Source organism: Amycolatopsis sp. NPDC049868, assembly GCF_044461365.1.
Taxonomy (GTDB): domain Bacteria; phylum Actinomycetota; class Actinomycetes; order Mycobacteriales; family Pseudonocardiaceae; genus Amycolatopsis.
Genome location: NZ_JBITKV010000008.1, coordinates 209266 through 223728, shown reverse-complemented (window position 1 = coordinate 223728; position 14463 = coordinate 209266). Strand labels below are relative to the sequence as shown.

Here is a 14463-nt window from a genome sequence, read left to right as displayed (position 1 = left end):
CGCGTTAGTCCCGGATAGGGCCGGTGACGGGGTCCAGGTGGTACGGCCGCATGGTGCGGGGCCGGTGCCGGTAGACGTGCACGCTGACGGCGGGATCCGGCCCGTCGTTGCGCACCTCGTGGACGTAGCCGGGGCCGAAGACGCGGGACTGCCCCTCCGACAGCGAGTGCAGCTCGGTCACGGCCCGCCCGTCGACCGCGCGCCGGGCGACGGTCTCGCTCAGCTTCCCGCTGACCACGGTGAACGCGCCCGCGGCGAATTCGTGGTCGTGCAGGTCGGTGTGCTGGCCGGGCAGCCAGCTCATCAACCAGATCTCCTGCAGTTCGTCGGCGTCGACGAGAGCAGAGAAGCGCTCGTCGGGGTCGTAACGCAGCAGGTGCCGCCAGCGGTCACGGTCCGCGGCGAATTCGAGCGCGACCCGCACCGGGTGGCGCAGGGCGGGGTTTTCGGGAATGACGAGCGTGTTGTCCGGGACGGCGAACATGGAGGTGTCCTCGCAGAAGAAAGAAGATGTCGAACTGGGCCGGGGCTGGGTTCACCGACAACAGCGACACGCGCACGCGACCGCACCAAGACCCGAGAGGCCCCGCGACACAGTCATCCCACGTGCGAACATGCGCCCAGCGAACCAGTGCGGAGCCCGGCGGTCAACAGATCTCATACCGTGGACCGTGAGTTCTGCACCTGACGTCCATGCTCGCAACACGGATCCGCCCCGGTCTGTCGCGATATTGCGCTCTTCCTCAGGACCACTCGTGCTTCTGCGACCGCCCGAGCAGCTCGGCGCCCGCACGCCGCGGGTCGACGCCTTCGTGGCACACCCGGTGCATCGCGTCGGTGATCGGCATGTCGACACCGAGACCCATCGCCAGTTCCCGGATCGACGTGCACGACTTGACGCCCTCGGCGACCTGGCCGCCGGTGGCCGCCAGCGCCTGCTCCAGCGTCTCGCCCCGGCCGAGCCGCTCGCCGAAGGTCCGGTTGCGCGACAACGGCGACGAACAGGTCGCCACCAGGTCGCCGACACCGGCGAGCCCGGCGAAGGTCAGCGGGTCGGCGCCCAGTTTCGCGCCGAGCCTGGCCATCTCGGCCAGTCCGCGGGTGATCAGCGTGGCCACGGTGTTCGCGCCGAGCCCGAGCCCCGCCGCCATCCCGCAGCTGAGCGCGATGACGTTCTTGCACGCCCCGCCCAGCTCGCAGCCGACGACGTCGGTATTGGTGTACGGCCGGAAGTACTGGTTGAAGCTCGCCTGCTGGATCGCCTTGGCGTTGTCGTGGTCGGTGCAGGCCAGCACCGCCGCCGCGGGCTGCCCCAGCGCGATCTCCTTCGCCAGGTTCGGCCCGGACACGACCACGATCTGCCCGGCGTCGACCCGCGCGATCTCGGCGATGACCTCGCTCATCCGCTTGAGCGTGCCCAGCTCGACACCCTTCGCGAGGCTCACGAGGATCGCGTCGGACGGCAGCAGACCGGACCACTCCGAGAGATTGGTCCGCAAGGTCTGGCTCGGCACCGCGAGGACCACGGCCTGCGCGCCGTCGAGGGCCTCGGCCGGATCGGCCGTCGCGGTGATCCGCTCCGGCAGTTCGATACCGGGTAGATAGGGCGAATTGAGATGCCGCTCCCGGATCTCGGCCGCGACCTCGGGCCGCCGGGCCCACATGGTCACGTCGCGCCCCGCGTCGCCGAGCACCTTGGCGAACGCCGTCCCCCACGATCCGGCGCCGAGTACGGTGACCCGCTGGACCTCGGCCATCAGGCGTCGTCCTCCGGCTTCTTCGCGGGCGGTTCCTCCTGCCGGATCTCCGCGAGCAGCGCGGTGATCTCCGTCATCATCAGGTCGGTGACCTCGCGCAGCTTGGACGCGCTGCGGGTCGAACCGGCCTTGTAGGCCGAAAGGTCCATCGGCTCGCCGACCAGGTGTGTGATCTTCTTGCGCGGGAGCGGCGTGAACTTCTTCGTGTAGCCGTTGAAGATGTGGTTCGTGCCCCAGCGGGCGATCGGGATCACCGGCACGTCGGTCTCCAGCGCGAGCCGGGCGGCCCCGGTGAACGGCTTCTTCGGCCAGCCGTCCGGGTCCTTGGTGATCGTCCCCTCCGGATAGATCACCACGACCTTGCCGTCACGCAACGCCTGGTGGGCGGCCTTGAGACTGTCGCCGGCGGCGGCCGAACCGCGGGACACCGGGATCTGGCCGGCGCCGACGAAGATCTTGCCGAAGATCGGCGTCCTGGTCAGGCTCTCCTTGCCGAGGAACCGCGGCACCCGCTTCTGCCGGTGCACGAACACCGCGTCCACCGCCGGGTCCATGTGGGACACGTGGTTGAGCAGGAGCAGCGCGCCGCCTTCGCGGGGGATCCGCTCGGCGTTGCGGTAGACCCGCTTGCCGATGGCCGTCGCCGGGTAGAACAGTGCGGCGGCGATGCCCACCCAGATGCCGCCCTTCTCACGCCGGGCCAATTCGTCCTCCTCGAAGTCACACGTGTCGTCCCAGACCACTGATCCTGCCGCGCGCGTACGAGCGCGGTCCAGGGAGGGTCGGGTAAGAAGTGAGATGTGGACCGTGTGGGCTTTGACCTGATAGTGCCGATGAAACGCCCCGCCGAGGGCAAGTCGCGGCTTCGCGGCGCCGTCGTGCCCGAGCGGCACGCCGAACTGGTGCTGGCGCTGGCCTACGACACGTTGTCCGCGGCGACCTCGGCGGACGGGGTCCGGCGGGTGCTGGTGGTCGCCGCCGACCCGGCGTCCGTGGCGGATCTCACCGAGCTCGGCGTCGAGATCGTCACCGAACCGTCGCGCGGCGGATTGAACGCGGCCCTGCGCCACGGCGAGGAGCTGCTGCGCCGGGACTCGCCGACCGCTCTCGTCGGCGCCCTGCAGGCCGACCTGCCCGCGCTGCGGACCGAAGACCTCACCGCCGCGCTGGCCGAGGCCGCCGGACAGCGGGCGTTCGTCGCGGACCGGCAGGGAACGGGCACCACCCTGTTGCTCGCGGGTGCCGGCCAGGCACTGACGCCACGATTCGGCACGGGTTCCGCGCGGGCGCACACCGCCTCCGGTGCGACCCCGCTCACGATCGCCGCGGAATCGCTTCGGGCCGACGTGGACACCGCGGATGATCTCGCTCACGTCCGCACCCTCGGTGCCGGAAAGCGCACTTCAACGCTGTTGGGAACACCCTGCGTCGTGATGTGACGAGAGTTCACCCTGGCGACCCGCGCGCGGCGCACATAATCGCGCCGAGTGGTGAACAATGAAGCCCGTGAGCACAAATGACGGCGGCACCTCGAACTCGGCAAGGAAGCGGAAGACCTCCGCCGCGAAACCGGAACCGGACAACAGCACGGCGAAACCCGCCCGGGCACGGAAGACGAACAGCTCGGCCCCGCGCACGGCCGTCCGCGCGACGCGCGGTGGTTCGGCGAGCCGTCCCGCGCAGGAGTTCCGCGCGCTGCCCGCCGCGCCGCCCGCGGTGACGTCGGCGCCCACGGCCGTCGAGAGCCTTCCCGACGACCGGTACTTCAACCGTGAGCTGTCGTGGCAGGACTTCAACGCGCGCGTGCTCGCGCTGGCCGAGGACGAGTCGCAGCCGCTGCTGGAACGCGCCAAGTTCCTGGCGATCTTCGCGTCCAATTTGGACGAGTTCTACATGGTGCGGGTCGCCGGGCTGAAACGCCGCGACGAGACCGGCCTCCCGGTCCGCAGCGCGGACGGGCTCACCCCGCGCGAACAGCTGGCGTACATCGCCAAACGCAACCAGGACCTGGTCGAGCGGCACACGAACGCCTTCGAGCTGCACCTGCGGCCGCAGCTGGCCGACGAGGACATCCACATCGTCGGCTGGAACGACCTGACCGGCGCCGACCAGCTCCGGCTGTCCAACTACTTCAGCGAGCAGATCTTCCCGGTGCTCACACCGCTGGCCGTGGATCCCGCGCACCCGTTCCCCTACATTTCCGGCCTTTCGCTCAATCTCGCGATCACCGTCCGGGACCCGGAGGCGGGCACCGAGCGGTTCGCGCGCGTCAAGGTGCCGAGCAACGTGCCGCGCCTGATGCGCATCGAGCAGCAGCCGCGTGAGGTCCGCACCGCGACCTTCCTGCCGCTGGAGGAACTGATCGCCGCGCACCTCGGCGAGCTGTTCACCGGGATGGAGGTCACCGAGCACCACGCGTTCCGGGTCACCCGCAACGCGGACTTCGAGGTCGAAGAAGACCGGGACGAGGATCTCCTCCAAGCGCTGGAACGTGAACTGGCGCAGCGGCGGTTCGGCCCGCCGGTGCGGCTCGAAGTGGCACAGGACATGAGCGAGCACATGCTCGAACTGCTGCTGCGTGAACTGGAGGTCGACCCGCGCGACGTCGTCGAGGTGCCGGGTCTGCTGGATCTGACCTGCCTGCACCAGTTGTCCGGCGTCGACCGGAAGGAGCTCAAGGATCGCCCTTTCGTTCCCGCCACGCATCCGGCGTTCGGTGAGCGCGAGACGCCGAAGTCGGTGTTCGCGACGCTGCGCGAGGGCGACGTCCTCGTGCACCATCCGTACGACTCGTTCTCCACCAGCGTCCAGCGGTTCATCGAACAGGCCGCCGCGGACTCGAAGGTGCTGGCGATCAAGCAAACGCTGTACCGCACCTCCGGCGACTCCCCGATCGTCGACGCGCTGATCGACGCCGCCGAGGCGGGTAAGCAGGTCGTCGCGCTGGTCGAGATCAAGGCCCGGTTCGACGAACAGGCCAACATCACCTGGGCCCGCACGCTGGAACGCGCGGGCGTGCACGTGGTCTACGGGCTCGTCGGGCTGAAGACGCACTGCAAGGTGTCGATGGTGGTGCGCCAGGAGGGTTCGACCATCCGCCGCTACTGCCATATCGGCACCGGCAACTACAACCCGAAGACGGCGCGCCTGTACGAGGATCTCGGCATCCTGACCGCCGACCCCACGATCGGCGCGGATCTGACGGATCTGTTCAACGTGCTGACCGGGTACTCCCGCCAGGACACCTACCGCAACATCCTCACGTCGCCGCACGGGATCCGGCGCGGCATCGTGCGCGCGATCGGCGAGGAGATCGAGCTCGCCCGCGCCGGCCAGACCGCCGGGATCCGGATCAAGTGCAACTCGCTCGTCGACGAGCAGGTGATCGACGCGCTGTACCACGCCTCACAGGCCGGTGTGCCGGTCGACATCGTGGTGCGCGGGATCTGCGCGCTGAAGCCGGGTGTGGAGGGGCTGAGCGAGAACATCCACGTGCGCTCCATCCTCGGCCGCTTCCTCGAACACTCGCGGATCTTCACCTTCCTCGCGGGCGGCACGCGATGGATCGGCAGCGCGGACATGATGCACCGCAACCTGGACCGCCGGATCGAGGCGCTGGTGCGGGTCAAGGATCCGAAACTGACGGCGCAGCTGGACTACATCTTCGAATCCGCGCTGCACCCCTCGACCCGGTGCTGGGTGCTGAACTCCACCGGTGAGTGGACCCCGTTCCCCGCGTCCGGGGACGACGTCCGCGACCACCAGGTCGAACTGGCGAAGCGGCACGGGGCGGCGGGATGAGCGGGGTCGTGCGGGCGGCGGGGGCCGTTCTCTGGCGCCGTCAGGGTGACCGGATCGAGGTCGCGCTGGTCCACCGGCCACGCTATGACGATTGGTCGCTGCCGAAGGGAAAGCTGGACCCGGGCGAGACCATCGCGGGCGCGGCGGTCCGGGAGATCGGCGAGGAGACCGGATTCGAAGCGGTGCTCGGCCGGTATCTGGTCCGGACCGAATACACCGTGGCGGGAGCGCCGAAGACCGTCGACTATTTCTCCGCGCACGCGGTTTCCGGCGCCTTCGCGCCGAACGAGGAGGTCGACGAGCTGCGCTGGCTCGACACGGAGTCGGCGGAGAAACTGTTGACCCGGCCAGGGGACGTCCGGGTGCTGCGCGAGTTCTCCGCGCTGCCGCCCGAACTCACCACGGTGATCCTGGTGCGGCACGCCAAAGCGGGTAAACGCGACGAGTGGAACGGCGACGACGACCTGCGGCCGCTTTCGGACGCGGGCCAGCGTCAAGCCGAAGCGCTGCGTTCACTGCTGCGGCTTTACGCGCCGGGCAGGGTGCTCTCGGCGCCGCGGCTTCGCTGCGTCCAGACGGTGAGCGGGCTCGCCGAGGATCTCGGGGCCGAGATCCGGCACGAGCCGCTGCTGGCGGAAGAGGGCTACTGGCCGGACCCGGTGCTCGGTGTCGCACGGCTGCTCGCCATCGCCGGTGACGGCGGGACACCGGTGATCTCCAGCCAGGGCGGGGTGATCCCGGACGTCGTCAGCGCGCTGGCCGACCGCGACGGCGTCGACCTGACCGTCGCCCGCGGCGGTGTGGTGCCGTCGAAGAAGGGCTCGTTCTGGGTGCTGTCGTTCCGGGCGCCGACCGAAGAGGACGGGCCGGTGCTGGTGGCCGCGGACTACTTCGCGTCGCCTTTGCCCACGCCCGCTCCCGCACATCCCTGAAACCGGATCACGCGTGTTTGGAGCCGGATCACGCGTGTTTGGAGCCGGATCGCTTCCAATCACGCGAGTTCCGGCTTCAATCACGTGAGTTCGGTGTCCAAGCACGGATGAACGTCGTGCGGCTCCCCCACGTGGGTGACGTGCCTACTCCGGCTGTGTCGAGGCGAACCGGCGCTCGTCGCTCCACTGTGGAGCCTGGCACCGGGACGACGCGTCCATCGGGGTGACGGTCGAAGCGGATTCTTTTCCGCTGACTTCCCCTGGCAGCGCGAGAATCGCATCACATTCGTCCACTGGGCGGCCGCGGATCCACCGCGGGACAAGATCCCCGGAGACCGCGCGCGAGCGCGTCAGCGCCGATCACGGCCCCGGAAATGCGGCAAGGCCCCGCGCGGTGCGCGGGGCCTTGCCGTTGGCTCACTCGTGGAGAGGGAGCTTACTTCTTCTTCGCGGCAGCCGAAGTCCGCTTGGCCGGAGCCTTCTTCGCGGGAGCCTTGGCAGCGGTCGCCTTGGCGGCCGGCTTCGCGGCGGCCTTGGTGGCGGTCGCCTTCTTGGCCGTGGTGGCGCGAGTCGTGGCCTTGGCGGCGGTCTTCGGCGCGGCCTTGGTGGCGGTCGTCTTGGCCGCCGCCTTGGTCGCGGTCGCCTTGGCTGCCGGCTTCGCGGCGGCACGCGTCGTCGTGGCGGCGGCGCGGGTCCGCGTGGTCGTGGAACGCGTCGCGGCCGGGCGGCTGGCGGCCGTCCGGGTCGTCGTCGCGCGGGTGGTGGTGGCACGAGCGGTGGTGCCGGCGGTCGCGCGCTTCACAGCGGTGGCCTTCGGCAGCTTCTTCGAACCACTGATGACGTCCTTGAAGGTCGTGCCGGCGCGGAACGCGGGCACGTTGGTCTTCTTGACGCGAACGGTCTCACCGGTGCGCGGGTTCCGCGCGGTGCGGGCGGCGCGGGCGCGCTTCTCGAACACACCGAAGCCGGTGATGTTCACCTTCTCGCCCTTGTTGACCGTCCGGATGATGATGTCGACAAGGCCATCGACGGCCTCCGACGCGACCTTCTTGTCGCCCAGGCGCTCCGACAGCGCCTCGATCAGCTGGGCCTTGTTGGCCATTCCAGTCCTCCAAGAAGAACTACTTGTACACGGCCCCGTCGGCCGACTTAGCGCACACGGTATTACCAATGCAGCACAAATTCCAAACGACGCGCGGAAATTTCCCTTGTCTCGGGGGCTGTTCCGCCTCCCGAGGGACCCCTTCAGGGCCTCTCGAGGTGCCGTTCGGTGTGGTTTCGGGGCTGTGTGAGGCAGTCCCGGCGGGGGTGCGGATTCCCTGCTCAGCAAGGGAATCCGCCCCCTTCGGCCGGTGCTAGGAGGAGGCCGCCGGGAGGGTCACCGGCTTCCAGGAGGGGCGCTCGGTCTCGAAAGTGTCGATCTCCTCCGCGTGGCGGAGTGTCAGGGCGATGTCGTCGAGCCCTTCGAGGAGCCGCCAGCGGGTGTAGTCGTCGATCTGGAAGGGCGCGGTGAAGTCCTTGGCCCGTACCGTCTTCGACTCGAGGTCCACCGTGACCTCCGTCCCGGGCTCGTTTTCGAGCAGCTTCCACAGCAGTTCGACGTCCGCCTGCTCGACCTGAGCGGCGACGAGACCCTGCTTGCCCGAGTTGCCGCGGAAGATGTCCGCGAACCGGGAGGAGATCACGACCCGGAAGCCGTAGTCCATCAAGGCCCAGACCGCGTGCTCGCGGGAAGAACCGGTGCCGAAGTCCGGGCCCGCGACCAGGACCGACCCGTTCTTGAAGGGCTCGTGGTTGAGGATGAACGACTCGTCGGACCGCCAGGCGGCGAAGAGCCCGTCCTCGAAGCCGGTGCGGCTCACGCGCTTGAGATAGACCGCCGGGATGATCTGGTCAGTGTCCACGTTGGACCTGCGCAGCGGGACCCCGACGCCGGTGTGGTGGGTGAACGCGTCCATGTTGGGAACTCCTTCGCGGATGTCAGCGATGTCAGTGCCGTCAGTGGGAGGCGGCGGTCTGCAGGTCTTCGGGGCTGGACAGCGTTCCCCGCACGGCCGTGGCGGCCGCCACGAGCGGCGAGACCAGATGCGTCCGGCCGCCCTTGCCCTGCCTGCCTTCGAAGTTGCGGTTCGAGGTCGACGCGCTGCGCTCGCCCGGCTTGAGCTGGTCCGGGTTCATGCCGAGGCACATCGAGCAGCCCGCCTGACGCCATTCCGCGCCCGCTTCGGTGAAGATCTTGTCCAGCCCCTCGGCTTCCGCCGCCTGGCGGACGCGCATCGAGCCGGGGACGACGAGCATCCGGACCGAATCGGCGACCTTGTGCCCGCGCAGGACGTCCGCGGCGGCCCTCAGATCCTCGATACGACCGTTCGTGCAGGAGCCGAGGAAGACGGTGTCCACCGCGATCTCACGCAGCGGCGTGCCCGGCTTCAGGTCCATATAGGACAGGGCCTTTTCAGCGGCGATGCGCTCGTTCTCGTCGCCGATGCGCTCCGGGTCGGGCACCTCGGCGCCCAGCGGGAGACCCTGGCCCGGGTTCGTGCCCCAGGTCACGAAAGGCGTGAGCTCGTCGGCGTTCAGGCGCACCTCGGCGTCGAAGACGGCGTCGTCGTCCGTGCGGAGTTCGCGCCAGTTCTCGACCGCGGCGTCCCAATCGGCGCCCTGCGGCGCGTGCGGACGGCCCTTCAGATACGCGAACGTCGTCTCGTCCGGCGCGATGAGCCCGGCGCGCGCGCCGGCTTCGATGGACATGTTGCACACCGTCATCCGGGCTTCCATCGACAGCTTTTCGATGGCTTCGCCGCGGTACTCGAGGACGTAGCCCTGCCCGCCGCCGGTGCCGATCTTCGCGATCACCGCGAGGATGATGTCCTTCGCCGTGACGCCGGGGCGCAGCCGCCCGTCGACCGTGATCGCCATCGTCTTGAATGGACGGAGCGGCAGGGTCTGCGTGGCCATCACGTGTTCGACCTCGGAGGTGCCGATGCCGAAGGCCATGGCGCCGAAGGCACCGTGCGTCGAGGTGTGACTGTCGCCGCACACCACGGTCATCCCCGGCTGGGTCAGGCCGAGCTGCGGGCCGATGACGTGCACGATGCCCTGCTCGGCGTCGCCCATCGGGTGCAACCGGACACCGAACTCCTTGCAGTTGGCACGAAGGGTGTCGACCTGGGTACGGGAAACGGGATCCGCGATCGGCAGCTCGATGTCGATCGTCGGGACGTTGTGGTCCTCGGTCGCGATGGTGAGGTCCGGGCGGCGCAGTTTCCGGCCGGCCAGGCGGAGTCCGTCGAACGCCTGCGGGCTGGTGACCTCGTGCAGCAGGTGGAGATCGATGTAGAGCAGGTCGGGCTCGGCCCCCTCGCCGCGCCGCACCAGGTGCGACTCCCACACTTTCTCGGCCAGTGTCCGGGGCATTTCCGGCTCCTCACATGCGATGGAATAGGTACTTCCCACCATCTGGACATCTCAAACTTCGGGAAGATAGTATCGGCTTGTGGGACAGCATAGCGGTATCGGAGTACTCGACAAGGCCGTGGCCGTGCTTCAGGCCGTGGCCGAAGATCCTTGTGGCCTGGCGGAACTGTGCACGCGGACCGGTTTGCCGCGCGCCACGGCGCATCGGCTCGCGGTCGGCCTCGAGGTGCATCGCCTGTTGCGCCGCGGCCCCGACGGCCGCTGGCGGCCGGGGACCGCACTCGCGGAACTGGCGGGCGGCTCGACCGACCCGCTGCTCGACGCGGCGAGTTCGGTGCTGCCGAAACTGCGCGACATCACCGGCGAAAGTGTTCAGCTGTACCGTCGCGACGGTGTCCAGCGCGTCTGCGTGTCGACGGCGGAACCGCCGAGCGGGCTGCGTGACACGGTGCCGATCGGTTCACGGCTGCCGATGACCGCGGGCTCCGGCGCGAAGGTGCTCGCCGCGTGGTCGGATCCGCATACGCAGCGCACGATCCTCACCGAGGCGGTGTACGGGGAGCGCACACTGCTCGAAGTCCGCCGTCGCGGCTGGGCCCAGAGTGTGGCCGAACGGGAACCGGGTGTGGCGAGTGTCTCGGCGCCGGTGCGGGATTCGACGGGCACCGTCGTCGCCGCGGTGTCGGTTTCCGGGCCCATCGAACGGATAGGGCGTAAGCCGGGGGCACGCTGGGCCGCGGACCTGCTCGCCGCCGCGGACGCGCTCCAGGAGCGCCTCTGACCCCTCGAAACGAGTGAAGGCCCCCTGCGGCGCAGGGGGCCTTCACTGTTCCCGTCCCGAAAGGACGGGCCGGATCAGAACTCGTCGGCCTTGGTCAGCTCGTGTTCGAGGGTGTCGGCACGCGCGACGAGGGCCTTCAGCGGATGCTCGAACTCGTTGACCAGATTCAGGTCGACCAGCGGGATCGTGTGCTTGAGCAGCGCGACACCGTCCACCACCGCCGCTCCGCCGACCGAATCACCGCCCGCCAGTTCGAGCAGGCGCCGCAGGTCGATCTTGTCGGCCCAGCCGACCGGAGACGAGATCTCCACCCACTCCGCGCCGTCGTGGTCGGGCAAGTGGTGCAAGGACACCTGCTGGCCGCGGCCGTCGCCGGTGTCGACGCGGAACCGGAGCCAGCCGTCCCGCTCTTCGAGCACCTCGTACCGCGCCCGGACGAAATTGATCACGCCTGCCCAGATGGACACCCTCGTCACCTCTCGGTTTCGCCGCCTCGTGCGCTGTCGAGCATGGCACATCCGGGGCGGGTTCGGCCCGGGGGATGGCCCCCTTCCTTGTGCTGGGTGTAGTGGCCTGTGAGGCATCGCTTCTCAAGATGGAACAGGAGGAGCGGGGCGAGCGTGGCATGGTCGGCGCGGGGATTCCCTCAGCTCACTGCCAGGTGTCGTCCTCCAGCAGCTGCAGCGATCCCGTATCCGACTCGGCGGTCCGCCGGTGGCCGGGGATGGTGAAACGGGCCCCCTCGGCATCGACCGCCCTGCCACGCAGTGCCGAAGCCACACCGTCGGTCCCCAGCGCGGGCCGCTGATCCTCGGACCGCTCGTGGGGATGCTCGGCCGCTCCCGGTCGCACCGTTCCTTGCGTCGCCGCGGCGTGCTGCGGCATCCCCGGCGGCATCATCCCGCCGCCGGGCGCGGACTTCGAGGAACCGATCGTGCCACCCGGCGGGATCTCGGTCATCGGACTGGTGGCACGCTTTCCCGCGCCCGCCCGGGACGCCGGAATCCCGCCTGGCCCACCGGCGGCGCCGAGTGTCCCCAGCGGCATCGGCGGCAGTGAAGCCAGGCCGGACGGCGGCATCCCGCCACCGGACAACCCGCCCAGCGGAGCGCCCGGGAGAGGACCGGGAGTCAGCGCGCTCGGCGCCAGCCCGGCCAGTGTCAGCCCGCCCCCACCGGGATTCGACGCGGACGGCACGTCCGAACCGGTCCAACCGTCGAGAAGACCGGATGAGTCCGGCAGGGTCCCGCCGGACCCGACACCGAGGGACTCGGTCAGGCTCTGCACCTCCGTGAGCAGGTTCACCGCGGCGTCGGCCGTCTTCACCGCGTCCGCGGCGGAACCGGTGATCTGGGGGAAACCGGGCAGGATATCGGCCGGATTCGCGATCCCGGCCGCGGTGCACATGGAGAGCATCGCCATGTCGAAGCGGGTGCCCAAGGTGGAAAGGGTCGCGCCCGCCTTCTGCTGCGCCGCGAACGCCGCCGGGAAGTTGAGCGTGAGCATGAAGCCCTCGTACTCGGCGGCGAGGCCCAGCACGACCGCCTCCGCCCCTGGAAGGCTGGCCGCCAGCTCGGCCAGCTTCTCCGATACCTGGGAGTCGTCGATCCGCTGACCCCACAGCGTCAGATCGGCCAGCGACAGTTTGGTCTTCTCCTCGAACGCCCTGCCCGCGTCGTCGGTCCAGTCCGGTGCCAGGTCGTTCGCGCGGGTCTGCAACTCCACCTTGGCGTCCTCGACCCAGCCACGCGCCTCCTTCCACATCCTCGACTTCTCGGTGAGGACCGGGATACAGGCCTGTGTCTGCGAGATACACCCGACAATGACTTCCATCGGAAGTACGCCATACGGGAACAAGAGAGGCTCCTTAGGTCGTCTGCGCCGAGCCGTCGCCAGCGGCGGACCCGGTGGAATCGGTGGTGCCGGACTGCGAACCCCCGGCACCGGTCACCTGTTTCGCGACGCCGATCACCTTGTTCCCCAGCTTGACGCCGGAAGTGGCCAGATCGAGCGCGCTGGTGATGTCGGCGAGCGAGTAGGTCGCGGCCGCTTGTTTGACCTTCGCGCCGTAAGTGACCATGTCCGCGGTGACATAGCCCAGATAGGCGTTGATCTCGGCGGTGACGGCCACGTCCAGAACCGACAACAGCGCGCTCTCGACCATCCCGGACAGATTCGCCTGCGTGGCGAGGCCCGCGGTCACCGATCCCGGTATCGGGGGTGCCTTGAGTTGCTGTGAGTACGCGAACATCGAACTGGGGTTACCGTCGACGACGTCGGACATATGCCCTCCTCCTAGTATCCGGTGCGGTATTTCGGTTGATCGGTGGCCGGGTTCACTTGCCACAGGTCTTCGTCGAGAACGTGCACGACGTCGTCCTCGACGACAGGGCGCCGCCTGGCGACCGGCGGCCGGGGCGGCGTTCCCGCCCTGCCCCGGAGTGCCACCCCCGGTTCGCCGTCGGGTTTGCGCGAACGGACCGCGTTGACGTGCTCGGCGGCTCCCGGCCTGATGTCGCCGCCGCCCGCCGTTCTACCCGCGCCGCTCTGCGGATACATCGGCATCATCCCGGGGCTGCCGCCCATCCCCGCCGAACCCGTCCCCACCGAGGTCCCCGGCGTCCCGGCGGCGAAGCCTGCCGCGCCCGCGAGGGGTGAAACGGCACCGGACATCGGCGAAACGGCACCGCCAGGGCCGATTCCGCCCGCGCCCAGACCGCCGCCGATCCCGCCGCCACCGCTGTCGAGACCGGCGAGACCCGGCAGGCCCAGCGGATCGCCCGCGCCCGGGATGCCACTCAGCGTGGGAAGATCGGCTGGTTTCCAGCCGTCCAGCGGATTCGGCACGGTGGCCGGATCCGGCACGCCGGCCGAGCCGGTCCCGCCCGAGCCGAGCAGCTGGTCCGCGACCTTCCCCGCCAGGTCGACCGCTTTGCCCGCGACGTCGAGCCCCTGCGACGCGAGATCCAGCTGTTCCGCGAGTGTGAGTGGCTTTTCCTCTTCGGGGGTCTCCGGTGTTTCGCCGGGATTCGGTTGCTGGGTCTCACCGGGGTTCGGCGCTCCCGTGTCTCCTCCGGTGGTACCCGGATCCCCCGGAACCCCGGTGTCGGCGGGTGAATCGGATTTCACCAACGGGACCACTTCGCTGCGCGGCCCGGTCCACGCCAGGCCTCTGGCGTCGGGCAGCGCATTGCCGGTCACATCGTTGTAGTGGCGCGCGAGGTTGTCGAGCGCTGTGCCTGCTTTCTCGCGGTAGTCGTTCTCGACGGCCATCCTGTCTTCAGCCTGCACGCCAGGTTTGTTGTCGAACAAGTCGTGATAGTCGCGGTGCAGGGTGTCCACGTAGTCGAACGTCCGCTGGATGTCGCCGGCGAGCGAGCGCAGCCGCTCGACCACATTGGACATCGTGATGCCGTGCGAGGGACGGGTCAGTTGTGCTTGGAACCCGCTCGGCAGCATCGGGAGAGGCACGCCGCTCGTCACGGGGATCTGCGCGTCCGGGGTCTGTACCCAGGAGCGCAGGGTGTCGATGTCCCGCTTCGCCATGGCACGGAACGTGTCCCCTGCGCGGTCCGGCCAGTGCGAAACGAGGTTCTCCACCTGCTGGTTGAAGGAAACCGCTTTGTCCGCTATCCAGGTGGCCGCCTCGCTCCACATATCGGCCGCCGCATGGAGTCGCTTGATATGCGGGAGTTCGGCCGTGATCTTGGCGTGCTGCTCGTCGAGCCTGAAAACGGTGTACCCGAGGTCGGGCCACACGCCTCCACCCATGTCA

The 14463-nt window shown here is 69.2% G+C and carries 14 protein-coding genes; 4 read left to right on the top strand and 10 right to left on the bottom strand.

All coding sequences use genetic code 11. The features are described 5' to 3' along the window. Positions 1-4 precede the first annotated feature (4 nt). The 3 genes from ACIBTM_RS30095 to ACIBTM_RS30085 form a co-directional block, all read right to left on the bottom strand. Positions 5-484: a cysteine dioxygenase gene (locus tag ACIBTM_RS30095; RefSeq protein ID WP_395880519.1), complete on the bottom strand. Its 480-nt coding sequence runs from the start codon at positions 482-484 to the stop codon at positions 5-7. A gap of 259 nt (positions 485-743) precedes the next feature. Beyond that, positions 744-1757 carry an NAD(P)H-dependent glycerol-3-phosphate dehydrogenase gene (locus ACIBTM_RS30090; protein ID WP_395880518.1) on the bottom strand — a complete coding sequence of 338 codons (1014 nt, stop codon included), beginning with the start codon at positions 1755-1757 and terminating at the stop codon, positions 744-746. Beyond that, on the bottom strand, positions 1757-2500 hold the full coding sequence (locus tag ACIBTM_RS30085) for a lysophospholipid acyltransferase family protein (protein ID WP_395880517.1): 744 nt from the start codon (positions 2498-2500) through the stop codon (positions 1757-1759). The genes ACIBTM_RS30090 and ACIBTM_RS30085 overlap by 1 nt, the downstream gene beginning before the upstream one ends. A 90-nt stretch (positions 2501-2590) precedes the next feature. On the opposite strand from ACIBTM_RS30085, the gene cofC reads away from it, so the two are divergent. The 3 genes from cofC to ACIBTM_RS30070 are packed head-to-tail and all read left to right on the top strand — an operon-like array spanning position 2591 to position 6490. Beyond that, complete coding sequence (cofC, locus tag ACIBTM_RS30080) at positions 2591-3196, top strand: 2-phospho-L-lactate guanylyltransferase (protein WP_395880516.1); 606 nt, start codon at positions 2591-2593, stop codon at positions 3194-3196. A gap of 58 nt (positions 3197-3254) precedes the next feature. Then, on the top strand, positions 3255-5558 hold the full coding sequence (locus tag ACIBTM_RS30075) for an RNA degradosome polyphosphate kinase (protein WP_395880515.1): 2304 nt from the start codon (positions 3255-3257) through the stop codon (positions 5556-5558). Then, entirely contained in the window at positions 5555-6490 is a 936-nt protein-coding gene (locus ACIBTM_RS30070; RefSeq protein ID WP_395880514.1) for an NUDIX domain-containing protein, read from the top strand. Before ACIBTM_RS30075 ends, ACIBTM_RS30070 begins: the two co-directional genes overlap by 4 nt. Before the next feature lie 436 nt (positions 6491-6926). Here ACIBTM_RS30070 and ACIBTM_RS30065 read toward each other — a convergent pair whose 3' ends face one another. From ACIBTM_RS30065 to leuC, 3 genes are all read right to left on the bottom strand, one after another. Then, on the bottom strand, positions 6927-7592 hold the full coding sequence (locus tag ACIBTM_RS30065) for an HU family DNA-binding protein (RefSeq protein ID WP_395880513.1): 666 nt from the start codon (positions 7590-7592) through the stop codon (positions 6927-6929). A gap of 253 nt (positions 7593-7845) precedes the next feature. Then, positions 7846-8448 (bottom strand): 3-isopropylmalate dehydratase small subunit, encoded by a 603-nt coding sequence (gene leuD / locus ACIBTM_RS30060; RefSeq protein ID WP_395880511.1) that lies wholly within the window; start codon positions 8446-8448, stop codon positions 7846-7848. Between the two features lie 40 nt (positions 8449-8488). After that, entirely contained in the window at positions 8489-9907 is a 1419-nt protein-coding gene (gene leuC / locus ACIBTM_RS30055; protein ID WP_395880510.1) for a 3-isopropylmalate dehydratase large subunit, read from the bottom strand. Positions 9908-9986: 79 nt separating this feature from the next. On the opposite strand from leuC, the gene ACIBTM_RS30050 reads away from it, so the two are divergent. Beyond that, positions 9987-10688, top strand: a complete 702-nt coding sequence (locus ACIBTM_RS30050) for an IclR family transcriptional regulator (protein ID WP_007031477.1) — start codon at positions 9987-9989, stop codon at positions 10686-10688. A gap of 74 nt (positions 10689-10762) precedes the next feature. On the opposite strand, the gene ACIBTM_RS30045 is transcribed toward ACIBTM_RS30050, so the two are convergent. From ACIBTM_RS30045 to ACIBTM_RS30030, 4 genes are all read right to left on the bottom strand, one after another. Next, entirely contained in the window at positions 10763-11155 is a 393-nt protein-coding gene (locus tag ACIBTM_RS30045) for a hypothetical protein (RefSeq protein WP_395880509.1), read from the bottom strand. 184 nt (positions 11156-11339) lie between these two features. Then, the gene (locus tag ACIBTM_RS30040) at positions 11340-12521 is read right to left on the bottom strand and encodes a hypothetical protein (RefSeq protein ID WP_395880508.1); all 1182 of its coding nucleotides are present in this window, start codon (positions 12519-12521) and stop codon (positions 11340-11342) included. A gap of 34 nt (positions 12522-12555) precedes the next feature. Then, complete coding sequence (locus ACIBTM_RS30035) at positions 12556-12972, bottom strand: hypothetical protein (RefSeq protein ID WP_395880507.1); 417 nt, start codon at positions 12970-12972, stop codon at positions 12556-12558. An 11-nt stretch (positions 12973-12983) separates the two neighbouring features. Continuing rightward, a complete protein-coding gene (locus tag ACIBTM_RS30030) occupies positions 12984-14459 on the bottom strand; it encodes a hypothetical protein (protein WP_395880506.1) in 1476 nt (491 codons plus the stop codon). Between the last annotated feature and the right edge of the window lie 4 nt (positions 14460-14463).

What these genes read in the sequence shown, in the direction of transcription:
- ACIBTM_RS30095 (WP_395880519.1), bottom strand. Translation starts at nt 484, where the DNA reads ATGTTCGCCGTCCCGGACAACACGCTCGTCATTCCCGAAAACCCCGCC.
- leuD (WP_395880511.1), bottom strand. Translation starts at nt 8,448, where the DNA reads ATGGACGCGTTCACCCACCACACCGGCGTCGGGGTCCCGCTGCGCAGG.
- ACIBTM_RS30070 (WP_395880514.1), top strand. Translation starts at nt 5,555, where the DNA reads ATGAGCGGGGTCGTGCGGGCGGCGGGGGCCGTTCTCTGGCGCCGTCAG.
- ACIBTM_RS30035 (WP_395880507.1), bottom strand. Translation starts at nt 12,972, where the DNA reads ATGTCCGACGTCGTCGACGGTAACCCCAGTTCGATGTTCGCGTACTCA.
- cofC (WP_395880516.1), top strand. Translation starts at nt 2,591, where the DNA reads ATGAAACGCCCCGCCGAGGGCAAGTCGCGGCTTCGCGGCGCCGTCGTG.
- ACIBTM_RS30030 (WP_395880506.1), bottom strand. Translation starts at nt 14,459, where the DNA reads ATGGGTGGAGGCGTGTGGCCCGACCTCGGGTACACCGTTTTCAGGCTC.
- ACIBTM_RS30040 (WP_395880508.1), bottom strand. Translation starts at nt 12,521, where the DNA reads ATGGAAGTCATTGTCGGGTGTATCTCGCAGACACAGGCCTGTATCCCG.
- leuC (WP_395880510.1), bottom strand. Translation starts at nt 9,907, where the DNA reads ATGCCCCGGACACTGGCCGAGAAAGTGTGGGAGTCGCACCTGGTGCGG.
- ACIBTM_RS30065 (WP_395880513.1), bottom strand. Translation starts at nt 7,592, where the DNA reads ATGGCCAACAAGGCCCAGCTGATCGAGGCGCTGTCGGAGCGCCTGGGC.
- ACIBTM_RS30075 (WP_395880515.1), top strand. Translation starts at nt 3,255, where the DNA reads ATGAAGCCCGTGAGCACAAATGACGGCGGCACCTCGAACTCGGCAAGG.
- ACIBTM_RS30090 (WP_395880518.1), bottom strand. Translation starts at nt 1,757, where the DNA reads ATGGCCGAGGTCCAGCGGGTCACCGTACTCGGCGCCGGATCGTGGGGG.